Source organism: Paracoccus onubensis (assembly GCF_003591515.1).
GTDB lineage: Bacteria > Pseudomonadota > Alphaproteobacteria > Rhodobacterales > Rhodobacteraceae > Paracoccus > Paracoccus onubensis.
The window spans coordinates 19736-46720 of the sequence record NZ_QZCG01000022.1; the positions used below are offsets into that span (position 1 = coordinate 19736).

General features: G+C 62.6%; 25 protein-coding genes and 1 pseudogene. 16 read left to right on the forward strand and 10 right to left on the reverse strand.

Annotated features, from left to right (window positions below):
- The first annotated feature begins 157 nt into the window (after positions 1–157).
- Positions 158–589, forward strand: a complete 432-nt coding sequence (mscL, locus tag D3P04_RS22185; protein ID WP_119752064.1) for a large conductance mechanosensitive channel protein MscL — start codon at positions 158–160, stop codon at positions 587–589.
- Positions 590–923: 334 nt separating this feature from the next.
- Here mscL and ald read toward each other — a convergent pair whose 3' ends face one another.
- Positions 924–2042 carry an alanine dehydrogenase gene (ald, locus tag D3P04_RS22190; protein WP_119752065.1) on the reverse strand — a complete coding sequence of 373 codons (1119 nt, stop codon included), beginning with the start codon at positions 2040–2042 and terminating at the stop codon, positions 924–926.
- Between the two features lie 140 nt (positions 2043–2182).
- Here ald and D3P04_RS22195 point away from each other — a divergent pair, with 140 nt between their 5' ends.
- The 3 genes from D3P04_RS22195 (at position 2183) to D3P04_RS22205 (ending at position 4762) form a co-directional block, all read left to right on the forward strand.
- On the forward strand, positions 2183–2644 hold the full coding sequence (locus D3P04_RS22195; protein WP_119752087.1) for an Lrp/AsnC family transcriptional regulator: 462 nt from the start codon (positions 2183–2185) through the stop codon (positions 2642–2644).
- Positions 2645–2653: 9 nt separating this feature from the next.
- A complete protein-coding gene (locus D3P04_RS22200) occupies positions 2654–3208 on the forward strand; it encodes an ankyrin repeat domain-containing protein (RefSeq protein WP_119752066.1) in 555 nt (184 codons plus the stop codon).
- Positions 3209–3289: 81 nt separating this feature from the next.
- Positions 3290–4762 (forward strand): NAD-dependent succinate-semialdehyde dehydrogenase, encoded by a 1473-nt coding sequence (locus D3P04_RS22205; protein WP_119752067.1) that lies wholly within the window; start codon positions 3290–3292, stop codon positions 4760–4762.
- A 103-nt stretch (positions 4763–4865) separates the two neighbouring features.
- Here D3P04_RS22205 and D3P04_RS22210 read toward each other — a convergent pair whose 3' ends face one another.
- From D3P04_RS22210 to D3P04_RS22240, 7 genes are all read right to left on the reverse strand, one after another.
- Positions 4866–5675, reverse strand: a complete 810-nt coding sequence (locus D3P04_RS22210; RefSeq protein WP_119752068.1) for a transglutaminase family protein — start codon at positions 5673–5675, stop codon at positions 4866–4868.
- Positions 5676–5678: 3 nt separating this feature from the next.
- Complete coding sequence (locus tag D3P04_RS22215; protein ID WP_119752069.1) at positions 5679–6635, reverse strand: alpha-E domain-containing protein; 957 nt, start codon at positions 6633–6635, stop codon at positions 5679–5681.
- 16 nt (positions 6636–6651) lie between these two features.
- Positions 6652–8064 carry a circularly permuted type 2 ATP-grasp protein gene (locus D3P04_RS22220; RefSeq protein WP_119752070.1) on the reverse strand — a complete coding sequence of 471 codons (1413 nt, stop codon included), beginning with the start codon at positions 8062–8064 and terminating at the stop codon, positions 6652–6654.
- A gap of 396 nt (positions 8065–8460) precedes the next feature.
- The gene (locus D3P04_RS22225; protein WP_119752071.1) at positions 8461–8985 is read right to left on the reverse strand and encodes a DUF3035 domain-containing protein; all 525 of its coding nucleotides are present in this window, start codon (positions 8983–8985) and stop codon (positions 8461–8463) included.
- Positions 8986–9020: 35 nt separating this feature from the next.
- Positions 9021–9662, reverse strand: a complete 642-nt coding sequence (gene lspA / locus D3P04_RS22230) for a signal peptidase II (RefSeq protein ID WP_408634417.1) — start codon at positions 9660–9662, stop codon at positions 9021–9023.
- Positions 9662–11251 (reverse strand): bifunctional phosphoribosylaminoimidazolecarboxamide formyltransferase/IMP cyclohydrolase, encoded by a 1590-nt coding sequence (gene purH, locus D3P04_RS22235; RefSeq protein ID WP_119752072.1) that lies wholly within the window; start codon positions 11249–11251, stop codon positions 9662–9664. Before purH ends, lspA begins: the two co-directional genes overlap by 1 nt.
- A 93-nt stretch (positions 11252–11344) precedes the next feature.
- Entirely contained in the window at positions 11345–12601 is a 1257-nt protein-coding gene (locus D3P04_RS22240; RefSeq protein ID WP_119752073.1) for an RsmB/NOP family class I SAM-dependent RNA methyltransferase, read from the reverse strand.
- Positions 12602–12667: 66 nt separating this feature from the next.
- Here D3P04_RS22240 and D3P04_RS22245 point away from each other — a divergent pair, with 66 nt between their 5' ends.
- The 5 genes from D3P04_RS22245 to D3P04_RS22265 all read left to right on the forward strand — a co-directional run bounded on the left by D3P04_RS22245 (position 12668) and on the right by D3P04_RS22265 (position 19268).
- Positions 12668–12844 carry a DUF1674 domain-containing protein gene (locus tag D3P04_RS22245; protein WP_119752074.1) on the forward strand — a complete coding sequence of 59 codons (177 nt, stop codon included), beginning with the start codon at positions 12668–12670 and terminating at the stop codon, positions 12842–12844.
- 1 nt (position 12845) lies between these two features.
- Positions 12846–14183, forward strand: coding sequence for an amidase (locus D3P04_RS22250; protein WP_119752075.1), 1338 nt, complete (start codon positions 12846–12848; stop codon positions 14181–14183).
- Between the two features lie 222 nt (positions 14184–14405).
- Positions 14406–15599, forward strand: coding sequence for an aminotransferase class I/II-fold pyridoxal phosphate-dependent enzyme (locus D3P04_RS22255; protein ID WP_119752076.1), 1194 nt, complete (start codon positions 14406–14408; stop codon positions 15597–15599).
- 17 nt (positions 15600–15616) lie between these two features.
- Entirely contained in the window at positions 15617–18271 is a 2655-nt protein-coding gene (locus D3P04_RS22260; protein ID WP_119752077.1) for a DNA translocase FtsK, read from the forward strand.
- Positions 18272–18434: 163 nt separating this feature from the next.
- Positions 18435–19268, forward strand: a complete 834-nt coding sequence (locus tag D3P04_RS22265; RefSeq protein WP_182912972.1) for a DUF2268 domain-containing putative Zn-dependent protease — start codon at positions 18435–18437, stop codon at positions 19266–19268.
- Between the two features lie 7 nt (positions 19269–19275).
- Here D3P04_RS22265 and D3P04_RS22270 read toward each other — a convergent pair whose 3' ends face one another.
- Entirely contained in the window at positions 19276–20016 is a 741-nt protein-coding gene (locus D3P04_RS22270) for an N-formylglutamate amidohydrolase (protein ID WP_119752089.1), read from the reverse strand.
- A 113-nt stretch (positions 20017–20129) separates the two neighbouring features.
- On the opposite strand from D3P04_RS22270, the gene pyk reads away from it, so the two are divergent.
- From pyk to rplT, 4 genes are all read left to right on the forward strand, one after another.
- Positions 20130–21575, forward strand: coding sequence for a pyruvate kinase (gene pyk, locus D3P04_RS22275; RefSeq protein WP_119752079.1), 1446 nt, complete (start codon positions 20130–20132; stop codon positions 21573–21575).
- 34 nt (positions 21576–21609) lie between these two features.
- Positions 21610–21915, forward strand: coding sequence for a hypothetical protein (locus D3P04_RS22280; RefSeq protein ID WP_119752080.1), 306 nt, complete (start codon positions 21610–21612; stop codon positions 21913–21915).
- Positions 21916–22054: 139 nt separating this feature from the next.
- Entirely contained in the window at positions 22055–22255 is a 201-nt protein-coding gene (gene rpmI / locus D3P04_RS22285) for a 50S ribosomal protein L35 (RefSeq protein WP_119752081.1), read from the forward strand.
- 17 nt (positions 22256–22272) lie between these two features.
- A complete protein-coding gene (gene rplT / locus D3P04_RS22290; protein ID WP_119752082.1) occupies positions 22273–22632 on the forward strand; it encodes a 50S ribosomal protein L20 in 360 nt (119 codons plus the stop codon).
- A gap of 57 nt (positions 22633–22689) precedes the next feature.
- Here the strand turns inward: rplT and D3P04_RS22295 are convergent, their stop codons facing one another.
- Positions 22690–23316, reverse strand: a complete 627-nt coding sequence (locus D3P04_RS22295) for a COG3650 family protein (protein WP_119752083.1) — start codon at positions 23314–23316, stop codon at positions 22690–22692.
- A gap of 87 nt (positions 23317–23403) precedes the next feature.
- Between D3P04_RS22295 and tsaE the strand changes: the two genes are divergently transcribed.
- The 3 genes and pseudogenes from tsaE to D3P04_RS22310 form a co-directional block, all read left to right on the forward strand.
- Positions 23404–24816, forward strand: a complete 1413-nt coding sequence (gene tsaE / locus D3P04_RS22300) for a tRNA (adenosine(37)-N6)-threonylcarbamoyltransferase complex ATPase subunit type 1 TsaE (protein WP_232845136.1) — start codon at positions 23404–23406, stop codon at positions 24814–24816.
- The gene (locus D3P04_RS22305) at positions 24801–25472 is read left to right on the forward strand and encodes a nucleotidyltransferase family protein (RefSeq protein WP_182912973.1); all 672 of its coding nucleotides are present in this window, start codon (positions 24801–24803) and stop codon (positions 25470–25472) included. The genes tsaE and D3P04_RS22305 overlap by 16 nt, the downstream gene beginning before the upstream one ends.
- Positions 25465–26985 (forward strand): annotated as a pseudogene (locus D3P04_RS22310) (double-strand break repair protein AddB); the annotation flags it as partial. The gene D3P04_RS22305 and the pseudogene D3P04_RS22310, both read left to right, overlap by 8 nt.

Here is a 26985-nt window from a genome sequence, read left to right on the forward strand (position 1 = left end):
ATTCGACCCTTGGTTTCCGTCAACCTAGAACAGATCGGGGCGGAATGAAAAGCGCAGTATCGATACGAATCGCAAGGGAATTGCGTGTCGCGCAAGGGTGGATTAATCTTTATGTCAGTGCGGGAGGGACCGCCGATCACAGAGGACAGCAAAAGCCATGATTAAGGAATTCAAGGAATTCATTGCCCAGGGCAATGTCATGGACCTGGCAGTGGGGATCATTATTGGCGCGGCGTTCACGGCAATCGTCACGTCGCTGGTGGATGATCTCATCAACCCGATCATCGGTCTTTTGACCGGTGGTGTCGATTTCACCAACAAGTATTTCGTCCTGTCGGGCGAGGTCGCAGACGGGCTCAGTCTTGCCGCGGCGCGTGAAGCGGGCGCGGCGGTATTCGCCTATGGTTCTTTCGTCATGGCCGTGATCAATTTCCTGATCGTTGCCTGGGTCGTGTTCCTGCTGGTCAAAGGGGTGAACCGGGTCAGGGACACCGTGGTAAAGAAAAAAGAAGTCGTCGAAGAAGCGGCAGGCCCGACGCAGGAAGAATTGCTGGCGCAGATCCGCGATCTTCTGGCCGCGAGAGGCTGACATATCCCCGGGCGTGCTTGATCGGGCACGCTTTTGCGAAAGAGGGTACGATCCTTCGCTTAGCGCATTAACCTTAATCGGTGATGTTAAGGTTAATGCGCCATGCTGAACCCGACGGGATCGTTAACCGTGCCTCTGTAAAGGCTTTTCGGCGCCATCGGCATGAACCGACGGCGATCTTGTCTTGCATTCGTTATCCTTGTCGGGCGGCCAACAGCCCGCCGGGCAGGTAAACAGGACGAAGCACCGCTCCGCGTCTCGTACGGGTGCGGGGTCACGCCGGCGGACACGGTGTGCCGCGGTTCCGGTATCCACCCGGAATGCGGCCGCGCCGTCAGCCGTTCAGCAACTGATCCGGGGTGAGTGCCTCGATCCCCTGCGCCACGCCCACCGGCGGCGAGGTCAGCTTGCCCTGATGCGTCGACAGCCCGGCTCGCAGATGGGGATCGTCGGTGATGGCCTGACGCCAGCCCTTATCGGCCAAAGACAGCAGGAACGGCAGCGTCACATTGCCCAGGGCCTGAGTCGAGGTGCGCGCAACCGCGCCCGGCATATTCGCCACGCAATAATGCACCACGCCATCGACTTCATAGATCGGATCCTGATGGGTGGTCACGCGGGAGGTCTCGAAACAGCCGCCCTGATCGATGGCGACATCCACCAGAACCGAGCCCTGCGGCATGATCGACAATTGCTCGCGCGTCACCAGCTTGGGCGCGGCCGCCCCGGGGATCAGCACCGCGCCGATGACCATATCGGCTGTGGCGATCAGCTCGGCAGTGGCGGCGGCACTGGCATATTGGGTGGTCAGCTTGCCCATGAACACATCGTCCAGATAAGAGAGGCGCGGCACCGAGCGGTCCATAACGGTCACATTCGCGCCCATCCCCACCGCCACCCGGGCGGCGGCCGTGCCGACGACTCCGCCGCCGATCACAACGACATTGGCGGGCCGCACGCCCGGCACGCCGCCCAGCAGCACGCCGCGCCCGCCATTGGCCTTTTGCAGCGCCCATGATCCGACCTGCGGCGCAAGACGCCCTGCCACTTCGGACATCGGCGCCAGCAGCGGCAGGCCGCCGCGCATATCCGTCACCGTTTCATAGGCGATCGAGGTGACGCCCGATTCCAGAAGGTCACGGGTCTGCTCCGCATCCGGCGCAAGATGCAGATAGGTGAACAGGATCTGTCCCTCGCGCAGCATCCGGCGCTCGGTGGCCTGCGGCTCTTTCACCTTGATGATCAGTTCGGATTTGCTGAAGACGGTACCCGCATCGGGCGCAATCTCGGCCCCGATGGCCCGGTAATCCTCATCCGTGAAACCCGCTCCGTCGCCCGCCCCGGTCTCGACCAGAACGCTGTGCCCGCGCAGGATCGCCTCGGTTGCATTGGCGGGGGTCAGGCCGACCCGGAATTCCTGCGCCTTGATTTCTTTTGGACAACCGATTTTCATCTAAACACTCCTCCCATAGGTTTTATGTTCTGCAGGATGTCACAGGATCCATGCAAAATGCAGCGAAGCTATGGGTCAGTGCCGTTAAAATTCGAAAGAAATCATTGGAAATTTCCAGCTTTCTCGAAGATTATCCCGATATGAGTGAAATCGACGCAATAGACCGCCGGATACTTGCGCTGCTGCAGAAACACGGGCGAATCAGCAATGCCGAACTGGCGCAAAGGGTTCACCTGTCGCCCAGCGCCTGCCACAGACGGGTGCAGCGGCTTGAGGAAGGCGGCGTCATTCAGGATTACGTGGCGCTGCTGAATGCACGGAAATTACAACGCCAGACCACGGTTTTCGTCGAGATCACCCTGTCGGGTCAGGCCGACGAGCTGTTGGACCGTTTCGAACGGGCGGTGCGCGCCATTCCCGATGTGCTGGAATGCCACCTGATGGCGGGCACGGCGGATTACCTGCTGAAGATCGTGGTCGAGGATACCGACGATTTCGCCCGCATTCACCGCCAGCATCTGGCGCGCCTGCCCGGCGTGGCGCAGATGCATTCGTCATTCGCGCTGCGCACGGTATTCCGCACGACCGCGATCCCGGTGTAAAGGAGAATTATGTTAGGCAAATTGCTTTCCGCGCTATTCGGCACAGGCTTGAAGCCCACGGAAACCGGCGACGAACTCACTCGGTTTTTCAAGGCCGTGTCTACCGGGCCGGTCAGTGCTGTCAAAGAATTCCTGATACGTGATCCCGGTCTCGCTACGAGGCAGGGCCGGTGGGGGTTCTCTGCAATTCACATGCTGGATTATGTCGATTTCACGAAAAAGATTGATCTTTTGATAGCCCGTGGGGCGGATATCAATGCACGCAATGACAAGGGCCATACTTTGGCCCATTGCCTGAGTGACCCCGAATTCCTGCCCGACTTGATCAGGCATGGTGCAAATTTGAATGCACGCGACAAGGAGGGTTGCACTCCGCTCATGACATTTCTGGTCGAGCCGCATTCCCGTGAAATGATAGAGGCTTTGCTGAAAGCCGATGCAGACCCGTCCAGCGTTGACGATCATGGCCGCAGCGTCATGGACTATGCGCAGGATTACGACAGGTTCGAGGAGGATGGTATTGCGGGTCTTATCCGGCAAAGCCTCGCCCGTCAGGGGAAATGACTGGAAGAGGTTGTGACGACCTTTGACAAGCATCTTGCGGCGGGTGCATCATCCGGCAACTTCCGCTAGAAAGAGGCTGTCATGACCAAGCATTCCACCGATCTCCGGACCTTGTTGCGCGATCCATCGCTGCTGGAAACCCGTGCCTTCCTGGCCGGTGAATGGGTCGATGCCAAAGATGGCAAGACCTTCGATGTGGTCAATCCGGCGCGCGGTGACGTCATCGCGCAGGTTGCCGATCTAAGCCGGGACGAGGCGGCAGCGGCGATTGCGGCCGCGGCAGCCGCGATGAAGGACTGGGCCGCGCGCACCGCCAAGGACCGCGCGCAGATCATGCGCAAATGGTTCGATCTGATGATGGAGAACCAGCAGGATCTGGCCCGCATCCTGACCGCCGAGATGGGCAAGCCCTTTGCCGAAGCGCAGGGCGAAATCGCCTATGGCGCCAGCTTCATCGAATGGTTCGGCGAAGAGGCCAAGCGCGTCTATGGCGAAACCATCCCCGGCCATATGCCTGACAAGCGCCTGTCGGTGATCCGTCAGCCGATCGGCGTGGTGGCCAGCATCACGCCCTGGAACTTCCCCAATGCGATGATCGCCCGCAAGGCCGCGCCGGCGCTGGCGGTGGGCTGCGGCTTTGTCGCGCGGCCCGCAGCGGAAACCCCGCTTTCGGCGCTTGCCATGGCGGTGCTTGCCGAACGCGCCGGTTTCCCGAAAGGCATCCTGTCCGTCATCACATCATCCCGCTCGAGCGAGATCGGCAAGGAGTTCTGCGAGAATCCGAATGTGCGCAAGCTGACCTTCACCGGCTCGACCGAAGTCGGGCGCATTCTGCTGCGGCAGGCCGCCGATCAGGTGCTGAAATGCAGCATGGAACTGGGCGGCAACGCACCGTTCATCGTCTTTGACGATGCCGATCTGGATGCGGCTGTCGAAGGGGCGATGGCCTCGAAGTTCCGGAATAACGGGCAGACCTGCGTCTGCGCGAACCGGATCTATGTGCAGGCCGGTGTCTACGACGAATTCGCGAAGCGGCTGGCCGCGGCCGTGGACAAGCTGCAGGTCGGCGACGGGTTGGAGGACGGAATCACCACAGGCCCGCTGATCAACGAGGCTGCGGTCGAGAAGGTCGAAGAGCATATCAAGGATGTGCTGGATCACGGCGGCGCGGTCGTCACCGGCGGAAGCCGGATGGAGGGGTTGTTCTTCGACCCGACCGTGGTGACCGGCGTGCGTGACGATATGAAGGTTGCGACCGAGGAAACCTTTGGTCCGCTTGCCCCGCTGTTCAAATTCGATACCGAGGAAGAGGTGATCGAACGCGCGAATAACACCATCTTCGGACTGGCCTGCTATTTCTATGCTCGCGATGTGGGTCGCATCACGCGGGTGCAGGAGGCGTTGGAATACGGGATCGTCGGCGTGAATTCCGGCATCATCTCGACCGAGGTCGCGCCGTTCGGCGGCGTCAAGCAGTCCGGACTGGGCCGCGAAGGCAGCCGTCACGGCATCGAGGATTTTCTTGAGATGAAATATATCTGCCTGTCGATCTGACCGCGGCGGCAGCCCCTTATTTCTTCTTCATGCAGATATCTTCGGGGCGAGTGCGGGAGGGCAGACCGCCCTCCCGCTTTCGCGGGACGCCCGGCTTCCGCTTTTATTGCTCCATCTCTTCGACCTGAACCCGAATGGCCAGCCGTTCGGCGCCGGTACCCATGGCCACGCCGCGGATCGGCGCCGCATCCGAAGCGTCAAGGCCGGATCCCAGCCGCACATAGCGCTCGTCCGGGCAACATCTGTTGGCGGCGTCGAAACCAACCCAACCCAGATTTCCGACATGGATTTCCGCCCAGGCATGGGCGGCCTCATGCGCCTGACCATCCGCCGTGGAATGCAGATAGCCCGATACGTAGCGAGCAGGAAGTTCCCGCAAGCGCGCGACGGTGATCAATGCATGGGCATGATCCTGACAGACCCCTTGACCCAGGGCGAATGCTTCGGCGGCGGTCGTATGGGTTTCGGTGACGCCGGGGCGGAAGGCAATCGCGGCGGCGATCAAGGCCGACAGCCCATGCGCAAGCTCCAGATGATCGCCGGTCGTTTCCAGCGACATCGCAGCTTCCCGCAATGCCTTGTCAGGCGCGGTCGCATGGGTTGAACGCAAATAGGCCAGCGGATGGATCATTTCGCGATGCCCGCGCAGGACGCCCGCCGTGTCGCGGGTCTCGACATGGCCGCTGATCCTGACCGAGACCTCCTCTGCCGGGCCGCGCAGGGTCCAGCCCTCGACCCAGTCGCCGGCGCCGTCGCGGAAGCCCGGGCCGCGAATGCCGCCGGGGATTTCAATTCGCCAGTCATGGGTTTTCTGTCCCTCGAAGATCGAAGGAGTCAGGCGCAGGCTTTGCACCAGATTGCGGATCGGCTGGTCATAGCCATAGGTGGTTTCATGCGAAATGCGCAGCTTCATGACTCAGGATCCTCCCAGGAAATAATCCTGATGCACCTGGTTCGACACCGCCGCGATCTCGCCGATGAACCAGCTCAGAAATTCGTGCAGCCCCTCGTCGAAGATTGCGTCGATATCGCGTTCTTGCAGCGCGTCCAGCGTCAGCTTCGCCCGATCGCGGGCGGTTGCGGGCACATCATCGCCATAGCGGCGGGCAAGGCCGTCGAGATGCCAGACCGTTTCGTAAAGCGAGGTGATCAGCGAACGCGGGCTTTCGCCGTTCAGGATCAGGAAATCGGCCACGCCGCCTGCGGTGATGTCGCCGCCATAGGCCCAGTGAAAGGCGCGATGCGCCGAAAGCGCCCGCAGGATGACCATCCATTGATAGGTATCGAGGCCGGAACCGACGAATTCGACCCGTGGCAGCAGCACGAAATATTTGACATCCAGCAGGCGGGCGGTGGCATCCGCCCGCTCCAGTCCGAAGCCGATATGGATGAAATGCCAGCCATCGTTGCGCAATTGCGTCGCGTTGATCGCGCCCCGCACGGTTGATGTATGCCCGGTGGTGAAGTCGGTCAGGGTGGCGGTGTCCAGCTTGGCGCGCGGGGTTTTCTCGATCCTGCGCAATTCCTGATAGGTGACGTTAAGCGCGTCCCACACCTGAGAGGTCAGGGCGGTGCGCACGATCCGGCCTGCTTCGCGGGCCTTTTCAACGCAGGACACGACGGATGACGGATTCTCGCGGTCGAAGAAAAAGAATTCCTCGATATTCTCCTGCGTGATCTCTCCATATTTCCGCAGAAACAGATCCGAGGTTCCCGAAGCCTGAAGCAACGAGTTCCATTCGTTCCGGTAACCTGCATCGGAATTCGGCAGGAGCGTGATCCTTTGTCCGACATCCAGCAGGCGGGCGGCGGTTTCGGCGCGTTCGAGATGGCGGCCCATCCAGAACAGGTTCGAGGCGGTGCGGCTGAGCATCTCTGATCCTCCCCTCTTATTCCGACAGGACCCAGGTGTCCTTGACACCCCCGCCCTGGGACGAGTTGACGACCAGACTTCCCTCGCGCAATGCCACGCGGGTCAGCCCGCCCGGCACCAGCTCGATCCTGTCGCCGCACAGACAGAAGGGGCGCAGATCGACATGGCGCGGCGCGATGCCTTCCTCGACGAAAGTCGGGCAGGTCGAAAGCGCCAGCGTGGGCTGGGCGATGTAATTCGAGGGATTGGCCTCGATCTTCTTGCGGAAGGTTTCGATCTCTTCCTTGACGGCTTTCGGGCCGACCAGCATCCCATACCCGCCCGAGCCGTGAACCTCTTTCACCACCAGATCGGGCAGGTTTGCCATGACATATCTGTAGTCGTCGTCTTTCCACAGCGTCCATGTCCGGACGTTGTTCAACAGGGGCTCCTCGCCCAGATAGAAGCGGATCATTTCGGGGACGAATGTATAGATCGCCTTGTCGTCCGCCACACCCGCGCCCGGGGCAGAACAGATAGACACCCCGCCCGAGCGATAGGCATCCATAAGGCCCGGCACGCCAAGCATGGAATCGGGCCGGAAGCACAGCGGATCAAGGAACGGATCGTCGATCCGGCGATAGATCACATCGACACGTTTCGGCCCCTGTGTTGTGCGCATATAGACGAATTCGCCATCGACAAACAGATCGGCGCCCTCGACCAGTTCGAGGCCCATCAGGTTGGCAAGAAAGCTGTGTTCGTAATAGGCGCTGTTGAAATGGCCCGGTGTCAGGATCACGCAGGTCGGGCGGCCCTGGCATTTCGCCGGAGCAACGGATTCCAATGTGCGGCGCAGAAGCTCGGGATACTGATCCACGGGCTCGATATGGTTCTTGCGGAAAAGCTGCGGAAACATGCGCATCATGATCTCGCGGTTTTCCAGCATGTAGCTGACACCGGAAGGCGTGCGGCAATTATCCTCAAGCACGAAGAATTCGTCCTTGGCGGTGCGGACAAGGTCGATGCCGATGATATGGCTGTAAACCCCGCGCGGAGGGACCACGCCGACAACCGCCTTTTCATAGGCGTCGTTCTGATAGACCAGCCGCGCCGGGATACGCCCCGCCCGGATGATCTCACCCCGGCCGTAAACATCGCGCAGAAAGGCGTTGAGGGCGCGGGCGCGCTGCTTGATGCCGCGTTCAAGCCTGCGCCACTCGGCCTGTTCGAAGACGCGGGGCATCATGTCGAAGGGGATCAGCCGGTCAGGATCGCCGCCTTCGCCGTAAACGGCGAAGGTGATGCCGATACGCCGGAACAGCGCCTCGGCCTCGGCCTGTTTCATCTGCCGGAAATCCTCTGGCATCGTCCTGACCCATTCGCTCAGCCGAGCATAGGGTTCACGGACGGCCTCGCCCTCGAACATTTCGTTGTAATGCACCATCATCCCCCGAACTCAGAACAACAATAACCCTTGCGGGACTTCATGGTTACCATGATTGGAGACGGTTTGCCCGATGTCCATAGCGGAATATACCGGTCGCGGTCACAAGTCCGAACATAAAGGAACTGCCTGCCGGAAGCAGGGGAAAAGCGGGTTTTCGTTGATGAATTGTGCAGATCGGGAATTGGAGCAGGTCGGGTTGGATCGGAAACGCCGGTTACTTGCGTCGCGCGACGGCCGGGGCCAGCCCGTCGCCAACAGGTCTCTCGAACCAGCGGCGCTGCCCGCCGGCGACGCCCGGAAGGTATTTGGACAAAGAAGAAGGGGAGGGCGCGAATCCGGTCCCGTGTGACGTGTTTTAGGCGGATCGGGAATCCGGTTGCGCGGTTTGGGTGCCGGTCACTCCTCGGCGGGGGCGGGATTGGCCGTGACCGTGCGTGCGCCCGCACGCTGCCAGCGTTCGAGTTCGGGCAGGGGATCAAGCGATTGCCGGCGATAGGCGCGATAATAGGTGCTGCTTCCCGCCACACGCTCTAGCACGCGGGGTTGGTTTCGCGCGCGCCATTTCTGATCGCTTTGGGCCAGCGTCGTGCGGATCGCCGGATCGCTTCCCCCGCGCGAGGCATAGGCCACCAGTCCCTGATCCGAGGCCGCGACACCCTGATCCGCCAATGCGCCGGGATTGCCGCCAAGAGCCGCGACCGCATCCGCCTCGGGCGTGGGATCGGTGATATTCGACCCTCCGGGCGTGGGCGTGGGCAACAGCGCCAGATCGGGAGGCATCGAAATCGGACGGGTCGGCAGAATGGCGAATTCATCCGGTGAATTCTGACCAGCGGTCAGGTTCATCAGCTTTGCGTTATTGCCGCAGCCGGCCAAGCCCGCAAATACCGCGATTCCGATTGTCAGCGAGATGACCCGCATGATCTGCCCCTTTTGCCATTTTCCCCTTTCTAACCTCAATTTTCAGGCTCGTCACGGGTCTTGTCGGTTTTGTCAGCAGCAGGCCCCGTGCGGCGTGGCCTTCGTGCCGGTTTCTCCGGTTCCGGCTTCTTCTGCGGCATCAGAACAAGCCCGATGGCACCCGCGAAGATCGAGATATCCGCGACGTTGAAACTGTAGGGGTTCTGCCAGTTGGGCAGCGACATGTTCAGGAAATCGGCGACCGCGCCATAGGTAAGCCGGTCAATGACATTTCCAAGCGCCCCGCCGATCAGCAATCCGGCGGATATCCGCGCAAGTGGACCGGGCGCGGTCCGCCTGATCCAGATCCAGACCCATAGCGAAATCGCAATCGCGATGCCGATCAGAACCCAGCGCATCGCCGACTCGTCCGAGGCGAACAGCCCGAAATTCACGCCGGGATTCCACGCCATGCGCAAATTGAGCCAGGGCGGCAGCAGGTCGATTTCCTGCACCCGGTCCAGCCGCAGGATGTGCACGACCCAGTATTTCAACGCCTGATCAAGCGCGATGACTGCCGCTACGATCCAGCCCGTCAGCCGCATATCCGCCCGGACCGGCGCGGGGGCGGTCTTGGGCTTGCGCGGGGCGTGCAGCTTTGCGTTGCCGTCGCCTGTGGATTTCCGCTGCTCAGCCATCAGTGACGGAAATGCCGCTGTCCGGTGAAGACCATCGCCAGTCCCAGACGGTTGGCGGCGGCGATCACCTCATCGTCGCGCATCGAGCCGCCGGGCTGGATCACCGCTTTTGCGCCCGCCTCGGCCAATGCCTCTATCCCGTCGGCAAAGGGAAAGAAGGCGTCAGAGGCGACTGCCGCTCCTTCGGTCAGCGGTGCGGGCAGGCCAAGCGCCTTGGCCATGTCTTCGGATTTGCGCCGCCCGATCCGGGTCGAGTCGACGCGGCTCATCTGACCCGCGCCGATGCCGACAGTCGCCATATCCCTGGCGTAAACGATGGCATTGGATTTGACATGCTTGGCGACCGTCCATGCGAAAAGCATGTCGTTCAGCTCCTGATCCGAGGGCTGACGCTCGGTCACGATCCGCAAGGCATCGCGCGAGACATGCCCGTTGTCGCGTCCCTGCACCAGAAAACCGCCCGCGACCTGCCGGAAGGTCATGCCCCCGGCTTTCGGATCGGGCAGCCCGCCGGTGGTCAGCAGCCGCAGGTTCTTCTTGGCGGCGAAGATGCGTTTTGCGTCCTCATCCGCATCCGGCGCAATGACGACCTCGGTGAAGATTTTCACGATCTCTTCGGCTGTCGGCCCGTCGAGCGGCTGATTCAATGCGACGATACCGCCGAAAGCCGAGGTATGGTCGCAGTCGAAAGCGCGCTTATAGGCCTCGATCGCCGTTTCGCCACGCGCCACGCCGCAGGGATTGGCGTGTTTGATGATGGCGCAGGCGGGGCCGTCGGCAGGGTCGAATTCGGCTGCCAGCTCAAAAGCGGCATCGGTGTCATTGATATTGTTGTAGCTGAGTTCCTTGCCCTGCCATTGCTTCGCCGTGGAAACGCCCGGGCGGGCTTCGCCGGTCACGTAGAAGGCCGCCGCCTGATGCGGGTTCTCGCCATAGCGCAATCCCTGCGCCAAAGTTCCCGCAAAGGCCCGGCGGCGGGGGGTGTCCTCGCCGATCGCTTGCGCCATCCAGGTCGATACGGCGGCGTCATAGGCGGCGGTGCGGGCATAGGCGATCTGGGCCTGTCGCTGACGGAATTCCAGCGTGGTGTGGTCGTCATTGGCGTCCAGTTCCGCCAGAAGCGCGTCGTAATCCTGCACATCCACGATGACATTGACGAAACCGTGGTTCTTTGCGGCCGCCCGGATCATCGCAGGACCGCCGATATCGATATTCTCGATGCAATCCTCGTAAGAGGCGCCTTTGGCCACGGTTTCCTCGAACGGGTAGAGATTCACCACCAGCAGATCGATGGGGCCGATGCCATGCGCCTTCATCGCCGCCAGATGCTCTTCATTGTCGCGCAGCGCCAGCAAGCCGCCATGCACGGCAGGATGCAGCGTCTTGACGCGGCCATCCATCATTTCGGGGAAGCCGGTTACATCGGCCACATCCACCACGGTCAGTCCCGCCTCGCGCATGGCCCCTGCGCTGCCTCCTGTCGAGAGGATCTCGATCCCGCGCGCAGCGAGTTTCCGGGCGAATTCGATCAGCCCGGTCTTGTCGGAGACCGAGATCAACGCGCGCTTCAGGGCGATGGGATGGGACATATGGGGCCTCGCATATGGTTTGGCGCTCAAGTAACGTCCCGAGGGCGGAAGGTCCAGTGCGTTGGCGCGTGTCGCTCTGCTTTGGCTCTCCGGTCAAAGCGGCTTTCTGATCCGCGCCATGTAGAACCCGTCCACTCCGCCCCGCTCCGGCCAGTGGTCCGGGCGTAGCCGCAAGCCGCCTTCGGGTGTGATCCATGCAGGATCGATGCCCGGCAGATCCGGCGCCTCGATCTTCAGGCCGGGATGGCGTTCCAGCAAGGCCGGGATCTGCGCCTCGCCTTCGTCGGGCAAAAGCGAACAAACGGCATAGACCAGCCTGCCGCCGGGGCGCAGAAGCTCAAGCGCGTGATCCAGCAGCCGGGATTGCAGCGCCGCAAGTTCCGCGATCCCGCTGCCGTCGCGCAGAATGGGCAGGTCGGGATGGCGGCGAATCGTCCCGGTGGCCGAGCAGGGCGCGTCCAGCAGGATCGCGTCGGGTGGGGTGTCCGGCTGCCATTCAAGCGCATCCGCGGTGATCAACTCGGCTTGCAGTCCGCAGCGGGTCAGATTCTCGGCCACCCGTTTCAGACGCGCGGCACTGATATCGACCGCGGTGACCTGCGCACCACCAGCCGCCAGCTGCAGCGTCTTGCCGCCGGGAGCTGCGCAGATATCGGCGACGCGCTCGCCCGTTACCGGATCAAGCAGGCGCACCGGCAAGGCGGCGGCGGCGTCCTGCACCCACCAATCGCCCTCGGCATAGCCGGGCAGGGCCGAAACCTGTACGGAACCGGTAATTCGCACGGATCCGGTTGGCAGAAGCGTGCCGCCTTCGATCACGGCCATATCGGGTTTCAGCGTCAGATCCAGCGGGGCGCCTCTCTGATGGGCCGTCTCGATGGCTGACGCGGCTGCTTTGCCGAAGCTGCGGACGACAGAGCGGCGCAACCAGTCGGGCATCCGTTGCGGCGGCAATTCCGCCCAGCCCTCATGCCGGGAAATTTTGCGCAATACCGCATTCACCATGCCCGCGGCGGCCTGACCGCGCCTGCCAAGTCCGCGCGTCATGCCGACGGCGGTATCCACGACGCCATGCGCGGCGGCATGCAGTTCCAGCATTTCGACGGTTGCGAGCCGCAGGATATCCGCAATTTGCGGCGCCGGTTTGCGGCTGACATATGTGGCGATCACGCGGTTGGCGCGGTCGCGGTGGCGCAGAACCTCTGCCGCAAGACGCGCGGCCCGGGCCTGATCCGCCGGCGACATGGATTTCAGCGAAGCGGCTTGATCGGACAGGCTTTGCCCCTCTTGAACGCCCGATAACAGCCGCAAGGCACCTTTTCGCGCCGAATCCCGGACAGTTTTTGCCAAAACGCTTTCCTTCGCCTAAATCTTGTCACAAGACATAGTCCTTACGCCTGATCAGGGGATGTTTCCATGAGTGATCGACCCGAATTGCCGCCTGCTGCGCAACGCGCCCTGGCCGAGGCCGAAGAACGCCGTAAGGCCGCCGCCAGACAGGCTGCCCTGCCCAAGGAATACGGAGGCCGGGACGGCCCTGAGCCGGTGCGTTTCGGCGATTACGAAAAGAACGGCCTCGCGGTGGATTTCTAGGATGGACTGGCTGAAGGCGACGGCGGTCCAGCAGGGCAGGGCGATCATGGCGGGTCTGCTTGACCCGCTGGATCAGGCCGAGGCTTATCTGGCCGCCGCCAAGACGCATCCCGACGGCTGGCGCATCTATGCGAGACTGACCGAGGCCCGCGCGCGTTCCGAAGCCATCGCTGCGCATGATCGCGCCCGTTCGGAACTTCGGCGAGGCTTGCTTGACGGTGTTTCGATAAGCTGGAAGGACAATATCGACAGCGGCGGAACCGCGACCGAGGCGGGTTCGCGGCTTCTGGAAAGCAGGGTGCCCGCGCATGATGCGACGATCTTGGCGCAGGCGGCGCGCGAAGGTCTGGTTTGCCTGGGCAAGACGCATATGACCGAACTGGCCTTTTCCGGGCTGGGGCTGAACCCGACAACGGCGACTCCGCCCAATGCGGGCGATCCGGCGCGTGCTCCGGGCGGCTCCTCGTCAGGTGCCGCGGTGTCGGTGGCGCTTGGGCTGGCGGCGGCGGCGATCGGCTCGGATACCGGTGGTTCGATCCGCCTGCCTGCTGCCTGGAACGATATTGTGGGCTTCATGCCGACGCATGGGGCGCTTTCCTCGAAAGGGGTGGTGCCGCTCTGCCGCCGGTTCGATGTGGCCGGACCGCTGGCCCGCTCGGTCGAGGATTGCGCCGAAATCATGGCGGTCCTGACCGGCAATGCCGTCACCGATCTGAAAGGCGCCAGCGCCAAGGGGCTGCGGCTGATGGTGCTTGACGGCGCACCGTTCGAGGATGCCGAAGAGGGCGCAGTGGCCGCGTTCACCGACGCGATCGAGCGGCTTGCCCGCGCCGGTGCCCGGATCACCCATGCCAGGCTCGATTCCGCTGCGCAGATCCTGAAACTGGCGCCGCTGATCTTTGCACCTGAAGCCTATGGTATCTGGCGCGCGCAGATCGAGGATGCGCCGGAACTGATGCATAAGCCGGTTCTCGATCGTTTCCGCGGCGGGGGGCAGGTCAGTGCCGCGGATTATATCGCCGCCTGGGAAAAGCTGACCCGGTTGCGCCGGAAATGGGGGGCGAAAGTCGCCGGCTTTGATGCAATCCTGCTGCCAAGCTGCGCGATCCTGCCGCCCGACGCCAGGCGGTTGGAGGAGGACGAGGAATATTTCGTCCGAGCAAACCAGCTGGCCCTACGAAATACCCGGCTTGGCAATATGCTGGGCCTGCCCGCCGCCTCGCTTCCCACGGGACAGCGCGGCTGCGGGATCATGGCGTTGGGCCATGCGGGGCGCGACCGGCATCTGCTGCGGATTTTGGCGGGGATGGAACATGCATTGGCGGTACGTCAGGCGTGATCCGTGATTTCCGGGCGGGCTGCGCCGGCATCCGGTGGTCCCTGCCTGCGTGATGTCACCCGCCTGATATCGGCGCGGCAATCCCCGAATCAGTGTCGCGCGATTGCATCCACATGAACCGATAAATTGCCCTGATCTGCCCCGTTCCACTGGACGCAAGCCCGCGATCACGCTAATGTTGCAGGTAATCAAGGGGCGTAAGACCCCGGAAGCGAGGCAGTTATGGCAATCCCCGAGCGGTTCTCGAACCTGCCGGAATACGCGTTTCCGCGTTTGCGGGCGCTGTTGTCGGATATAAAGCCGGAGTTGAAATCCGGCGAGGCTCCGGTGGTGATGACCATCGGCGAGCCCCGTCATGCCATGCCCGGTTTCGTGGCGCAGGTCATGGCGGATCATATCGGGGAATTCGCGAAATACCCGGTGAATGAAGGAACGCCGGGGCTGTTGGACGCGATCGGGGGCTGGCTGGGCCGCCGCTATGGTCTTGATGTTGCGCCCGAGCGGATCATGGCGCTTAACGGCACGCGGGAAGGGCTGTTCAGTGCAGGTCTGGCATTGTGTCCCGAGCAGAAAAACGGCCAGCGGCCCGCGATACTGATCCCCAACCCGTTCTATCAGGTCTATGCCGTCGCGGCGGCAGCGGTGCAGGCCGAGCCGGTCTTTGTCTCTGCAGCGCCTGCAACCGGGAACCTGCCCGATTATGCCGGGCTGCCTGCGGAATTGCTGGATCGGACGGCGCTTGCCTATCTTTGCTCGCCCGCCAATCCGCAGGGCGCGATCGCGGATCGGGATTATCTTGAAACGCTGGTCGGGCTGGCTGAAAAGCATGATTTCCTGATCCTGGCGGATGAATGTTATTCCGAGATTTACCGCGACGCCCCTCCGCCGGGCGCATTGGCCGTGGCGACGGAACTGGGGCTGGCGGATCGGGTGGTCATGTTCAATTCGCTGTCCAAACGCTCGAACCTGCCGGGATTGCGCTCGGGCTTCGTGGCGGGCAGCGCCGCGAATATTGCCCAGTTCCGCAAGCTGCGCAGCTATGCGGGCGCGCCTTTGTCGCTGCCCGCTCAGGCCGTCAGTGAAGCCGCGTGGCGCGACGAGGATCACGTGACGGCCAGCCGCGCACTTTATCAGCAGAAATACCGGATCGCCGACCGGGTGCTGGGGAATATTCCCGGCTACCGGCCTGTGGCAGGCGGGTTCTTCCTTTGGCTGCCGGTCGCGGATGGCGAGGCGGCGGCCCGGAAGCTATGGGCGGATGCGGGGATACAGGTTCTGCCCGGGGCCTATCTGTCGCGCGATGTGAGTGGCGAAAATCCGGGTCAGTCCTTTATCCGGGTGGCGCTGGTTTTGCCGCCCGAGGAAACCGAGGCCGCACTGATCCGGCTTCGTGATGTTTTGTATGACGACGATTGAAAGCGGGGATTAACGGAATGGCAAGCTGGCAGGCGAAACATCGCAATCCGCTGTTCGACCAGAGCACGCAGGCCGCGCTGGAGCGACGCGGAAAGGAACTGGTCGGGGCCGGGCTGATTGTCGTCGGCGTGCTGATCGCGATGATGCTGGGAAGCTGGACCGCCGAGGATCCCAGCTTCCTTGCCGCGACCGATCAGCCCGCGCAGAACATGCTGGGTGGTTTCGGGGCCTATGTTTCATCGCCGCTGATGATGATCGCGGGCAAGGGGTCATGGCTGCTGGTCGTCGGCGCGTTCGTCTGGGGCTTGCGGCTGATGCTGCACCGGGGCGAAGAGCGGATCATGCGGGCGATCTTTCTGCCGATCGCCGTCGCGGTCGCCTCGGTCTATTGCAGCTCGCTGGTGCCGGACGCGGAGTGGCAGCAAAGTTACGGGATGGGCGGTCATTTCGGCGATATGGTGATGGGCGCATTGCTGAATGTGATCCCGGTCAAGGCGCAGATCGGCATCAAGATCGCCGCGCTGCTGGTGGCCGCCGGAACCGTCATCATTTCCGCATTCGTCCTTGGTTTCGATCTGAAAGAGCTTCGCGCCTTGTGGCGGCGCTTCCTGATCGGGCTGGTGACGGCCTATGATGCGGCAATGCGCATCGTCGGGCGCGGCGCTTCCGTATCGGCAGGGCTGGCGCAGCGCGCGCGGGATCGTCGCCACAGCAAGGCCGCCGCGCCAACGGCGCAGGTGGCGGCCGCACGTGGCGGGCTGTTCCGCCGCCGGAAAGAAAGCGGAATGGACGCGGAATTCCAGCAATCGGGCGATCTGCCGGAACCCGAACTGGTCGAGCGTGACGCGGATTATCACGGAGATGCCCCCACGGATGAGGAAGTCCGGGGCCGCATCTCGGATGCGATCCGCAACCGCACGCTCAAGGACTCGGTGCTGGCTGCGGTGACCTCGCGGCTGGTGCGGGGTGGCGCAGATGACGATACCCGGGTCGAGCCTCCGCTGACGGAAGAAGATGACGCGGATATGCTGGATGTGGCGGAACCGGTGCCTTTCGGTCAGGACAGAAAGCGTGTCGTGGTGCCGCCGGCGCGCAAGAGCTCTGCGTCTCGTCAGGCCCAATCCGAGGCACAGCCGCAATTGCGCTTCGACGAAGCCGACTCGGCTTATGAGAGACCGCCTCTGGCCTTGCTGACCGCGCCCTCGACGATCGAGCGTTTGCAGCTTTCGGAAGAGGCGATGATGGAAAACGCCCGGATGCTGGAAGCGGTGCTGGACGATTACGGCGTGAAAGGGCAGGTCACCGAGGTGCGTCCCGGCCCGGTCGTCACGCTGTATGAGCTTGAGCCTGCTCCGGGGCTCAAGGCCAGCCGGGTGATCGGGCTGGCGGATGATATCGCCCGCTCGATGTCGGCGCTGTCCGCCCGCGTCTCGACCGTGCCGGGCCGCAGCGTGATCGGGATCGAACTGCCCAATGCCAAGCGCGAAGTTGTTCTGTTGCGCGAGATCCTGTCGGCGCGGGCCTTCGGTGACGGCAAGCAGCCGCTGCCGCTTGCGCTGGGCAAGGATATCGGGGGCGAGCCGATCATCGCCAATCTTGCCAAGATGCCGCATTTGCTGATCGCCGGGACGACGGGTTCGGGGAAATCGGTGGCGATCAACACGATGATCCTGTCGCTTCTGTACAAGCTGACGCCCGAAGAGTGCCGGTTGATCATGATCGACCCGAAGATGCTGGAACTGTCGGTCTATGACGATATCCCGCATCTGCTTTCGCCGGTGGTCACGGATCCGAAAAAGGCCGTTGTCGCCCTGAAATGGGTCGTCGGCGAGATGGAGGATCGCTATCGCAAGATGTCCAAGATGGGCGTCCGCAATATCGAGGGTTATAACGGCCGCGTCCGCGAGGCCCTGTCCAAGGGCGAGATGTTCAAGCGCACCGTCCAGACCGGCTTCGATGAAGACACCGGCGAACCCATCTTCGAGACCGAGGAATTCCAGCCCGAGAAGTTCCCCTACATCGTCGTGATCGTCGATGAGATGGCCGATCTGATGATGGTCGCCGGCAAGGAGATCGAGGCCTGCATCCAGCGTCTGGCGCAGATGGCGCGGGCTTCGGGGATTCATTTGATCATGGCCACGCAGCGCCCCTCGGTCGATGTCATTACCGGCACGATCAAGGCAAACTTCCCGACCCGGATCAGTTTCCAGGTCACTTCGAAAATCGACTCGCGCACCATTCTGGGCGAGCAGGGGGCAGAGCAGCTTCTGGGGCAGGGCGACATGCTCTATATGGGCAATGGCGCCCGCATCACCCGCATCCACGGCCCCTTCGTCAGCGACGAGGAAGTCGAAGAGGTCGTGACCCATCTGAAAAGCTTCGGGCCGCCATCCTACAAATCCGGCGTGATCGAAGGGCCGGATGACGAGAAGGCCGGGGATATCGACGCGGTGCTGGGGCTTGGCAGCGGTGAAAACGGTGACGATCAGCTTTATGATCAGGCCGTGATGATCGTCGCCCGGGATCGGAAATGCTCGACCTCTTATATCCAGCGCAAGCTGGCGATCGGCTATAACAAGGCCGCCCGTCTGGTCGAGCAGATGGAAGATCAGGGCGTGGTCTCGACCGCCAATCATGTCGGCAAACGCGAAGTGCTGGTGCCCGAGATTTAAGGGGCCGCATCATGGCTGCCGGTGGTATTCCTTACCGATGCCGTGCAGCGAGATCGGGAAGGGGCGGCGAATACTTGCCGCCCCTGTCTTGTCCCGGCAGTTGAAACCGGCGGGAAAACCGTGTTTCAACGGCGAAAGGATTTGCAGCGAGGCAAGGTTTCCGGTGACCATCTGGCATATTCACATGCTGAATGCGCGTCATGGTTTGACGCACGTACTTCCCGACATCCGGTTGGCGGCGCGCGAGGCTGTCGCGGCGGCATCGTCCCATGCCGAATTGCCGGATTTCGATCTTGTCATCAAGGCCCAGCCCGGAGGCGGCATACCGGCATGGGGTGTCGGCGGCCGCGCTCCGTCCCCCGGCCTGATCGAGATCACGGTCGATCCCGCGCGTTTCGCGGCGCCTCTGCTGATCCGTACGCTGGTGCATGAATTTCATCATCTGCTGCGCTGGGATGGGCCGGGCTACGGCAATTCGCTTGGCGAAGCTTTGGTCAGTGAAGGGCTGGCTGGCCATTTCACCCTTCAGGTATTGGGGGGCAAACCCGATCCCTGGGATGCAGTCAAACCCGCCGCGCGGGTGGCGCGTGCCGCGATGAACAAATGGGCGCGGCTGGACTATAACCACGCGCATTGGTTCTTTGGCAGCGGCGAGCTGCGGCGATGGACGGGTTACGGGCTAGGGCATATGCTGATCACGGAGCATCTCTCGCGCTTTCCGGATATGGATGCGGTGAAGCTCGCCTATGTGAAAGCCGAAGAATTCCGCCCCGCGATGCGCCGCCTGGCCGGTGCAGAGGCTGCGGCAGGCGATGATCCTGCCGAGGATGGCGCCGGCGAAGCCGATGCGGATGCCGATCCCGCCCCCGATGCCGCGGACGAAGACAGTGCAGCCCCGGAACAACAGCATGCCGGGGGCGAGGTCACGGCGAAGGAAAGCGGGGCCGAGGCTGCCGGCACAAGCGAAAGCGGTCCGGCGGAGGACAAGAAGGGCTGACCAGCCCTCAAAGCCCGGTGGCGGCCAGTACCTGCGGCATCACGCGCGAAAGACGCTTTGCCCATTCGGCTTGACCGGCTTCGGTTTCGATCAGGTCGTTCCGGATCTCGATCAGCATGTTCGGGCGACCATGCGCCAGCGCGTGGCGGGCAATCGAATCGCCCTCAAGATGGCCGGTATAGGGCTGGTTTTCTCCGGTTATCCATCCTTCGTCCCTGCTTGCCTGAACCATTGCCGTGCCAAGCCGCGCGTCGTCATGGGAATAGAGGATGCCGATCTGCCACGGGCGCGGCGGCCGGCCGCGCAATTGCGGCGTGAAGCTGTGGATGGCGCAGATGCAGCGGTCCGGGTGCCGCCCTGCCAGATGCTCCAGCATATTGTGATAAGGGCGGTGCAGCCGGTCCAGGCGGCGTTCGCGCTCGGCCCGGTCGGCATGTTTGTTGGCGGGAATCACTGTGCCGTCATAAAGCCGCATCAGCAGGGTCGGATCATCCTCGCCGCGATTCGGATCGATCACGAGACGCGAGAAATCCGAGAAGATCGCGGGCGCGTCCAGCAATGCCGCCAGCCTGTCGGCCAGACCCGCCGCGCCGATATCGAAGGCGATATGCCGTGCCATGTCGCTGGGTGCGATGCCCAGATCTCCGCCGTTTAACCAATCGGGAACCCGATTCGTCGCATGATCACAGGTGATCAGCCAGCGCGAGGGTCTGTCTTCGCCGGTTATCCAATAGGCTCGTTCTGTCATGGTCATGTTACTGTTCATGCGGAACGCTGTTTAAGACAATCGGTGGATGGACACCAGTTGCCGCGGGGCAGTATTTACGGCATAGATAGCGCTAAACCTGCAAGGAATTCGGTATGAGACGACATCGCAACGTGAAAATCGTGGCCACGCTTGGCCCAGCCTCCAGCAGCAAGGAGATGATCCGGGCGCTGTTCGACGCCGGGGCGGATGTGTTTCGTCTGAACATGAGCCATGGCAGCCATGACGATCACCGCGCCCGCCACGCCACGATTCGCGAGATCGAGGCGGAAACCGGACGTCCGATCGCGATCCTTGCCGACCTTCAGGGGCCGAAACTGCGCGTCGGGCCGTTTGCCAATGGCGGGCACGAGTTGAAAGCGGACGACAGGTTCCGCTTTGACCTTGATGCCACCCCGGGCGATTCGGGGCGCGTCCAATTGCCGCATCCCGAGATTTTTGCTGCGCTCGAACCGGGCGCGCAACTTCTGGTCAATGACGGCAAGGTTGCTTTGCGGGTCGATAGTTGCGGCAAGGATTTCGCAGAATGCACCGTTACGGCGGGCGGTGTGATCTCGGATCGCAAAGGGGTGAACGTGCCGGATGTGGTGCTGCCGCTGGCCGCGCTGTCGGACAAGGATCGCGAGGATCTCGAATTCGCCTGCGAATTGGGCGTGGACTGGCTTGCCCTGTCCTTCGTGCAACGCGCCGCCGATGTCGAAGAGGCCAAGGCGTTGGTGAAAGACCGCGCCGCCGTGATGACCAAGGTCGAGAAACCCGCCGCAGTGACTGCGTTCGAGGAAATCCTCAAGGCGTCTGACGGAATCATGGTCGCGCGCGGTGATCTGGGGGTGGAATTGCCGGTGCATTCGGTCCCTCCGATCCAGAAACGGCTTGTGCGCCGCTGTCGCGCAGCCGCCAAGCCGGTGATCGTCGCCACACAGATGCTGGAATCCATGATCGAAAGCCCGCTTCCGACGCGTGCCGAGGTCAGCGATGTCGCCAATGCCATCTATGAGGGCGCGGATGCCGTGATGCTGTCGGCGGAAAGCGCGGCGGGCGATTATCCGGTCGAGGCGGTGACGACGATGGACAACGTTGCCCGCTCGGTCGAGGCGGATCCGAACTACCGCAATATCATCGAGGCGTCGCGCCATGCGAAACTTCACTCGGTTGCCGATGCCATCGTGACCGCCGCCCGCGAAGTCGCCGAGACGACCGAGGTTGCCGCGATCTGCGCCTTCAGCCAGTCGGGTACTACCGTCAACCTGGTGGCGCGTGAACGGCCCCGCGTGCCGATCGTGGCGCTTTCCCCGATCGAAAGCGTCGTGCGCAGGATGTGCCTGACATGGGGAACGCATTGCATCATCACGCCGACCCTGCACCGCTTCAAGGATGCGGTGGCCAACGGCACCCGCGCCGCCCGCGATCACGGTTTCGCGGATGAGACGCGGCAGGTGGTGATTCTGGCGGGCGTGCCCTTCAACGTCGCCGGTTCGACCAATATCCTGCGTATCGCGCCTTGCGACGAACGGTTGCTTTTCGCCTCGGATCCGGAATAAGGCTGCGGACAGCGAAGAATTGCGGGGGGTACCCATGTCGAACTGGCCTGATCTGCTGCTGCTTGGTGGCGTGGCGCTATGCGTGATCTCGGTTATCGCCGCGGTCATTCAGCTCTTGCAGACCCAACCACCGCGCGGAGCGGCGATCACCCTTGTCATAGGGATCGTGCTGCTGTTCGCCGGCGCTTATTACAGCCCCGAACCGTTCAAGCCGCAAAGCATCCTTTCCGCGTGGCAACGGATCAGCGGGGGTGACGGGGCGGCCGGCACTGACACCGCTCCGGCGGAAGGGACCGGCGCAGAAGAAGCGGAAGACGGGGCAGAGGCGCCCGCGAACTGAAAAGCCCCATGAACTGAAAAGCCCGGTCCGGGCTCTTGCCAAATAGGCATACTGCGCTTATACGACGCGCTTCAACCGCGCGGCCGGCCTGAATGGCATTGCCGAGTCGCGCGTTCACTCTGAACTGAAGGAGACGAAAATGCCGAAGATGAAAACGAAAGCTTCCGCCAAGAAGCGGTTCTCGATGACAGCCTCGGGCAAGGTGAAATCCGCCCAGGCCGGCAAGCGTCACGGGATGATCAAGCGCACGACGAAATTCATTCGCGATGCGCGCGGCACCACGGTCCTGTCGGACGCGGATGCCAAGATCGTCAAGAAATACATGCCCTACGCACGCTGATCGAAGGAACCTGAAAAATGGCACGAGTTAAATCCGGCAAAGTGACCCACGCCCGCCACAAGCGCGTTCTGGACAATGCCAAGGGTTATTATGGCGCCCGTTCGCGGAATTTCCGCACCGCCACGCAGGCTGTGGACAAGGCGAACCAATACGCCACCCGCGACCGCAAGAACCGCAAGCGGAATTTCCGCGCGCTGTGGATTCAGCGGATCAATGCCGCCGTGCGTCTGGTGGATGCCGATCTGAGCTATTCGCGCTTCATCAACCTGCTGTCGAAAGCGGGGATCGAGGTTGATCGCAAGGTTCTGGCCGATCTGGCCGTGAACGAGCCTGAAGCCTTCGGCGCAATCGTCGAAAAGGCGAAAGCCGCGGCCTGATCCTGCCGCGATGCGAATTGAAATGACCCGCCTTCGGCGGGTCTTTTTCGTTTTGGGTCAATCAGTATCGTCATGTCGGGGCTGAACCGTGCAGCAACCCGACAAGAGCCGCGGCTCTTCGCCGTGCAGGATCAGCATGGCATCCATCCCGTAAACCTGATCCGACATCCCGTCCGAACAGATCTCGGGGGTCGCGGTCAATGTCATATCCGCGGCCAGCACCGCTCGCCGGGGTTCCAGATAATAGCCGCTGACCAGAATCGACTGAATGGGCCGCGTATCATCTCCGGCGTCGGGTGTGCTCAGGGTCAGATTGCCGGATTCTGCCTTCACATTCCAGAATGGCTCGGTGCCGAAACAGCGGAGAGAGGCGGGCAGTTCATCCTGTTTCCAGACATCGTAATGAGGTGTCAGGTAATTTTGCGATACCCAGCCCGAGCGTTCCCCGGCATTGACTCTGAACCAGCTGCTTTTGCCCTGAAAGCCTTCCTCCACGACCTCGATATCCGTCGCATCGGGCGCAAGCGTTCCGATGATTTCGGCATTGGCGCTGGGTTCGGCGCGGATATTCAGCACATCATCCGCTTCGACGCCGGTCACGTCGAACAGGGTCGGCAGAATATATTCCGGCGTCGCAAGCGCCGGTGTCGCAAGCAGCATAAGGGCAAAGGCAGTCCGCAGCATTCAGAACCTCATTGATGTTGTCGCCGGGACGACCGTTGCATTGTAAAACCCGTTTGCATAGGGGAATCCACAGGTTAGAAGCGGCATATGATGACGCATAGCCTGATTGCCGATGACGCCCTGACCGCTCTTGTTGCGCGGCTGCTGGCGGCTGTGGCCCGCCCCGGTCAGACCATTCTGCTGGACGGTCCTGTCGGTGCGGGAAAGACGCATTTCGCCCGCGCCTTCATTCGGGCGCGTCAGGGCGAAATGGCCGAGGATGTGCCCAGCCCGACTTTCACGCTGGTCCAGACCTATGACGACCCGAAGGGGACCGAGATCTGGCATGCCGATCTGTATCGGCTGACCGATCCGTCCGAGTTGGACGAGTTGGGACTGGACGAGGCGCAGGAGAACGCGATCTGTCTGATCGAATGGCCTGATCGGCTGGAGGCGCTGCCCGAAGATGCCTTGACCGTCTCGATCCGGATGCATGACGATCCCGAACGCCGTGAGATCACCCTGATCGGGGCAGGGGCCAGCCGGTTGGTGCAGCTAGCCGGTTTTATTGCGGGCACGGATTGGGCAGGTGGAGGGATTGCGCCTCTGGCCGGGGATGCCTCTGCCCGGCGGTATTTCCGGCTGGCGAATGAAACGGGCCGCGCTGTGCTGATGGACGATCCGGCGGGCGATGTGGACCGGTTTGTGGCCATGACCGACTGGCTGCGCGATCAGGGTTTTGGCGCGCCCGCGATCTTCGCGCGGGACATGTCGGCGGGGTTCCTGCTGATGGAGGATCTGGGCGATGATCTGGTCGCCCGCGTGCTGGAACGCTCTCCCGATCTGGCACGGCCGATCTATGATCGGATTACCGGTTTTCTGGTTGATCTGCATCGTTTGCCGGTTCCCGGTTTCGTCCTGCCTCTGGACGGTCGCCGGATGGCCGAGCAGGTCAGGTTGTTTGCCGAATGGTATCCGCAGGCGGCAGGTGTGCCCGTGGGCGCGGCTGCGGAAATTGGTGCGATCATCGGGCGGCTTCATGCGGAATTGGCTGCGGAGATGCGTCCGGTCCTTAGCTTGCGGGATTTTCATGCCGAGAATCTGATCTGGCGGGGTGACGCTCCGCTTGGGTTGCTCGACTATCAGGATGCCGTGTCGTGCCATCCGGCCTATGATCTGGTCTCGGTGCTGCAAGATACCCGCCGCGCGGTTTCGGCGGAGTTCGAAGCAGAGTATATCGCCCGTTATCTGGAAGCCACGGGATTGGATGAAGACCGGTTTCGCGCGGCCTATGCACTGATGGGGGCGCAAAGGAACCTGCGCGTGATCGGGATTTTCACGCGGCTTTGCATCCGCGACGGCAAGCCGCGCTATCTGGCGTTCATGCCTCATGTCTGGGATTATATTCTGCGCAACGTGAACCACCCCGCGCTTGCGCCTCTGGCCGCGATCATGCGGGAATTGCCTGCCCCCGATGAGACCGTCACCGAAAGGATGCGCCAGCAATGCGCCCGCCCCTGATAATTTTCGCCGCCGGATTGGGCACGCGGATGCGGCCTTTGACCGATAACCGTCCCAAGCCGCTGATCGAGGTGGCGGGGCGGACCCTGCTGGACCGGGCATTGGATGCCGGGCGCGGGGCGGGGGCCAGCCGGATCGTGGTCAACAGTCATTATCTGGGCGATCAGATCGGGGCGCATCTGGCCGGTCAGGATGTCGCCATCAGCGATGAATCCGATCTGCTGCTGGACACCGGGGGAGGGCTGCGCAAGGCTCTGCCGTTATTGGGCGAGGGGCCGGTGATGACGCTGAACCCCGACGTGATCTGGACCGGGCCGAACCCGCTGATCGCGCTTTGCGACGCCTGGGATGAGCGGATGGATGCCCTGCTGATGCTGGTTCCGGTGCAGCGGGCGACGGCACGGCTTGGCGGCGGGGATTTCGATATGGACGAGGCGGGGCGGATCGCGCGGCGGGGCGATTATGTTTTTGCCGGAGCGCATATGATCCGGCCCGAACGGCTGGCCGGGATATCCGATCAGGTGTTCTCGCTTAACCGCATCTGGGACGTGCTGATTTCCGAGGGGCGTGCTTTCGGTATCGTGCATCCGGGCGGCTGGTGCGATGTGGGCCGCCCCGATGCGATCCCGCTGGCGGAAGACCTGCTGAATGGCTGAGTGGGAGTCCGGCCTTTTTGCCCTGCCGTCCGGAGTGGATTTTGCCGGGCATTTCGTGGCCGGTTTCCTGCGGCGCATGGAGGGCCAGCCGCCCGAGACGATTGCCCGTGTCACGATCTATGCCAATTCGGCCCAGACACTTGCCGCGCTTCGGCATGCGTTTGACGCGCATGGCCCGTTACTGCTGCCGCGCCTTCTGACCGTCAACGATCTGGGCGCGGGCAGCGCGTTGCGGGACGGGCCTCTTGCCCCTCCGCTTGCCCGCAGATTGCAACTTGCGCAACTGATCGACCGATTGATGGCAAGCCGCCCCGATCTTGCGGCGGGGCATTCGATTTCGGCATTGACGCAATCGCTGGCGTCTCTGATGGCCGAGATGCAGACCGAAGGCTGTGGCCCGGACGCGCTGGAGGCGATCGACGCCGGCGACCATGCGAGGCACTGGCAGAACGCGCTTGATTTCCTGCGGATCGCTGCCCGTTTTCATCTGGACGGCCCGGTTGTCGATCGGCCAGCACGCCAGCGTATCGCAGCCGAGATAGCATGGAATGACTGGTCTGAAGGGCGCGATCTGCCAGCGGATCCGGTTATCGTGGCCGGTTCGACCGGATCGCATGGCGCAACCCGGCTGTTCATGCGCGCGGTTGCCCGGCTGCCCAATGGTGCGGTAGTGCTGCCCGGGTTCGATTTCGACCTGCCCCCGGATATATGGGAGGAGCTTTCCGGGAATAGTGGCGATCATGCGCAATTCCGCTTTGCGGCACTGGTCGAGGAATTCGGCAGGCCGCGCCTGTGGTCGCCCTGCGATGGGCCATCTCCGTCGCGGAACAAGCTGGTTTCGCTTGCATTGCGACCGGCCCCGGTAACCGATCAATGGATCGCCGAGGCGCCGGGGTTGCCCGATCTGCCGGACGCTTGCGAAGGGATGACCCTGATCGAGGCCGATCAGCCGGGGCAGGAGGCCGATGCCATCGCCCTGATCATGCGCGAGGCGGCGGAGAACAGGCAACCGGTCACGCTGTTCGCCGCCGATAGCGGGTTGATCCGGCGCGTCGTGGCGGCGCTTGACCGATGGCGTCTGCACGCCAATGACAGCTCGGGCGAGCCCGTTCATCTGACCGCGCCGGGCCTGTTCCTTCGGCATGTCGCTGCGGTTTTCGGCCTGCCTCTGACGGTGGACCGCCTGTTGATTCTGTTGAAACATCCGCTGACGGCAAGCGGTTCGGAAGTGGTCGGCTTAGGCGTGGCACGGCATCTTGCCCGCGAACTCGAGTTGCATTTGCGGGCGCATGGCCCGGCATTCCCCAGCGGGGACAATCTGCGCGATTGGGGAGACAGAGGCGACTCCATGCGCAAAAGCTGGGTCCTGTGGCTGGCCTCCATTCTGGACCGGATCGCAGGGTTCGCGGAAGATCGCGCCGCCCGTCCGCTGCCGGACAGGCTGGCCGATCTGCGCAGGCTGACCGAGACGCTGATCGCCGGACCGGATGGCGACGTGGCGCAATCGGAAAGT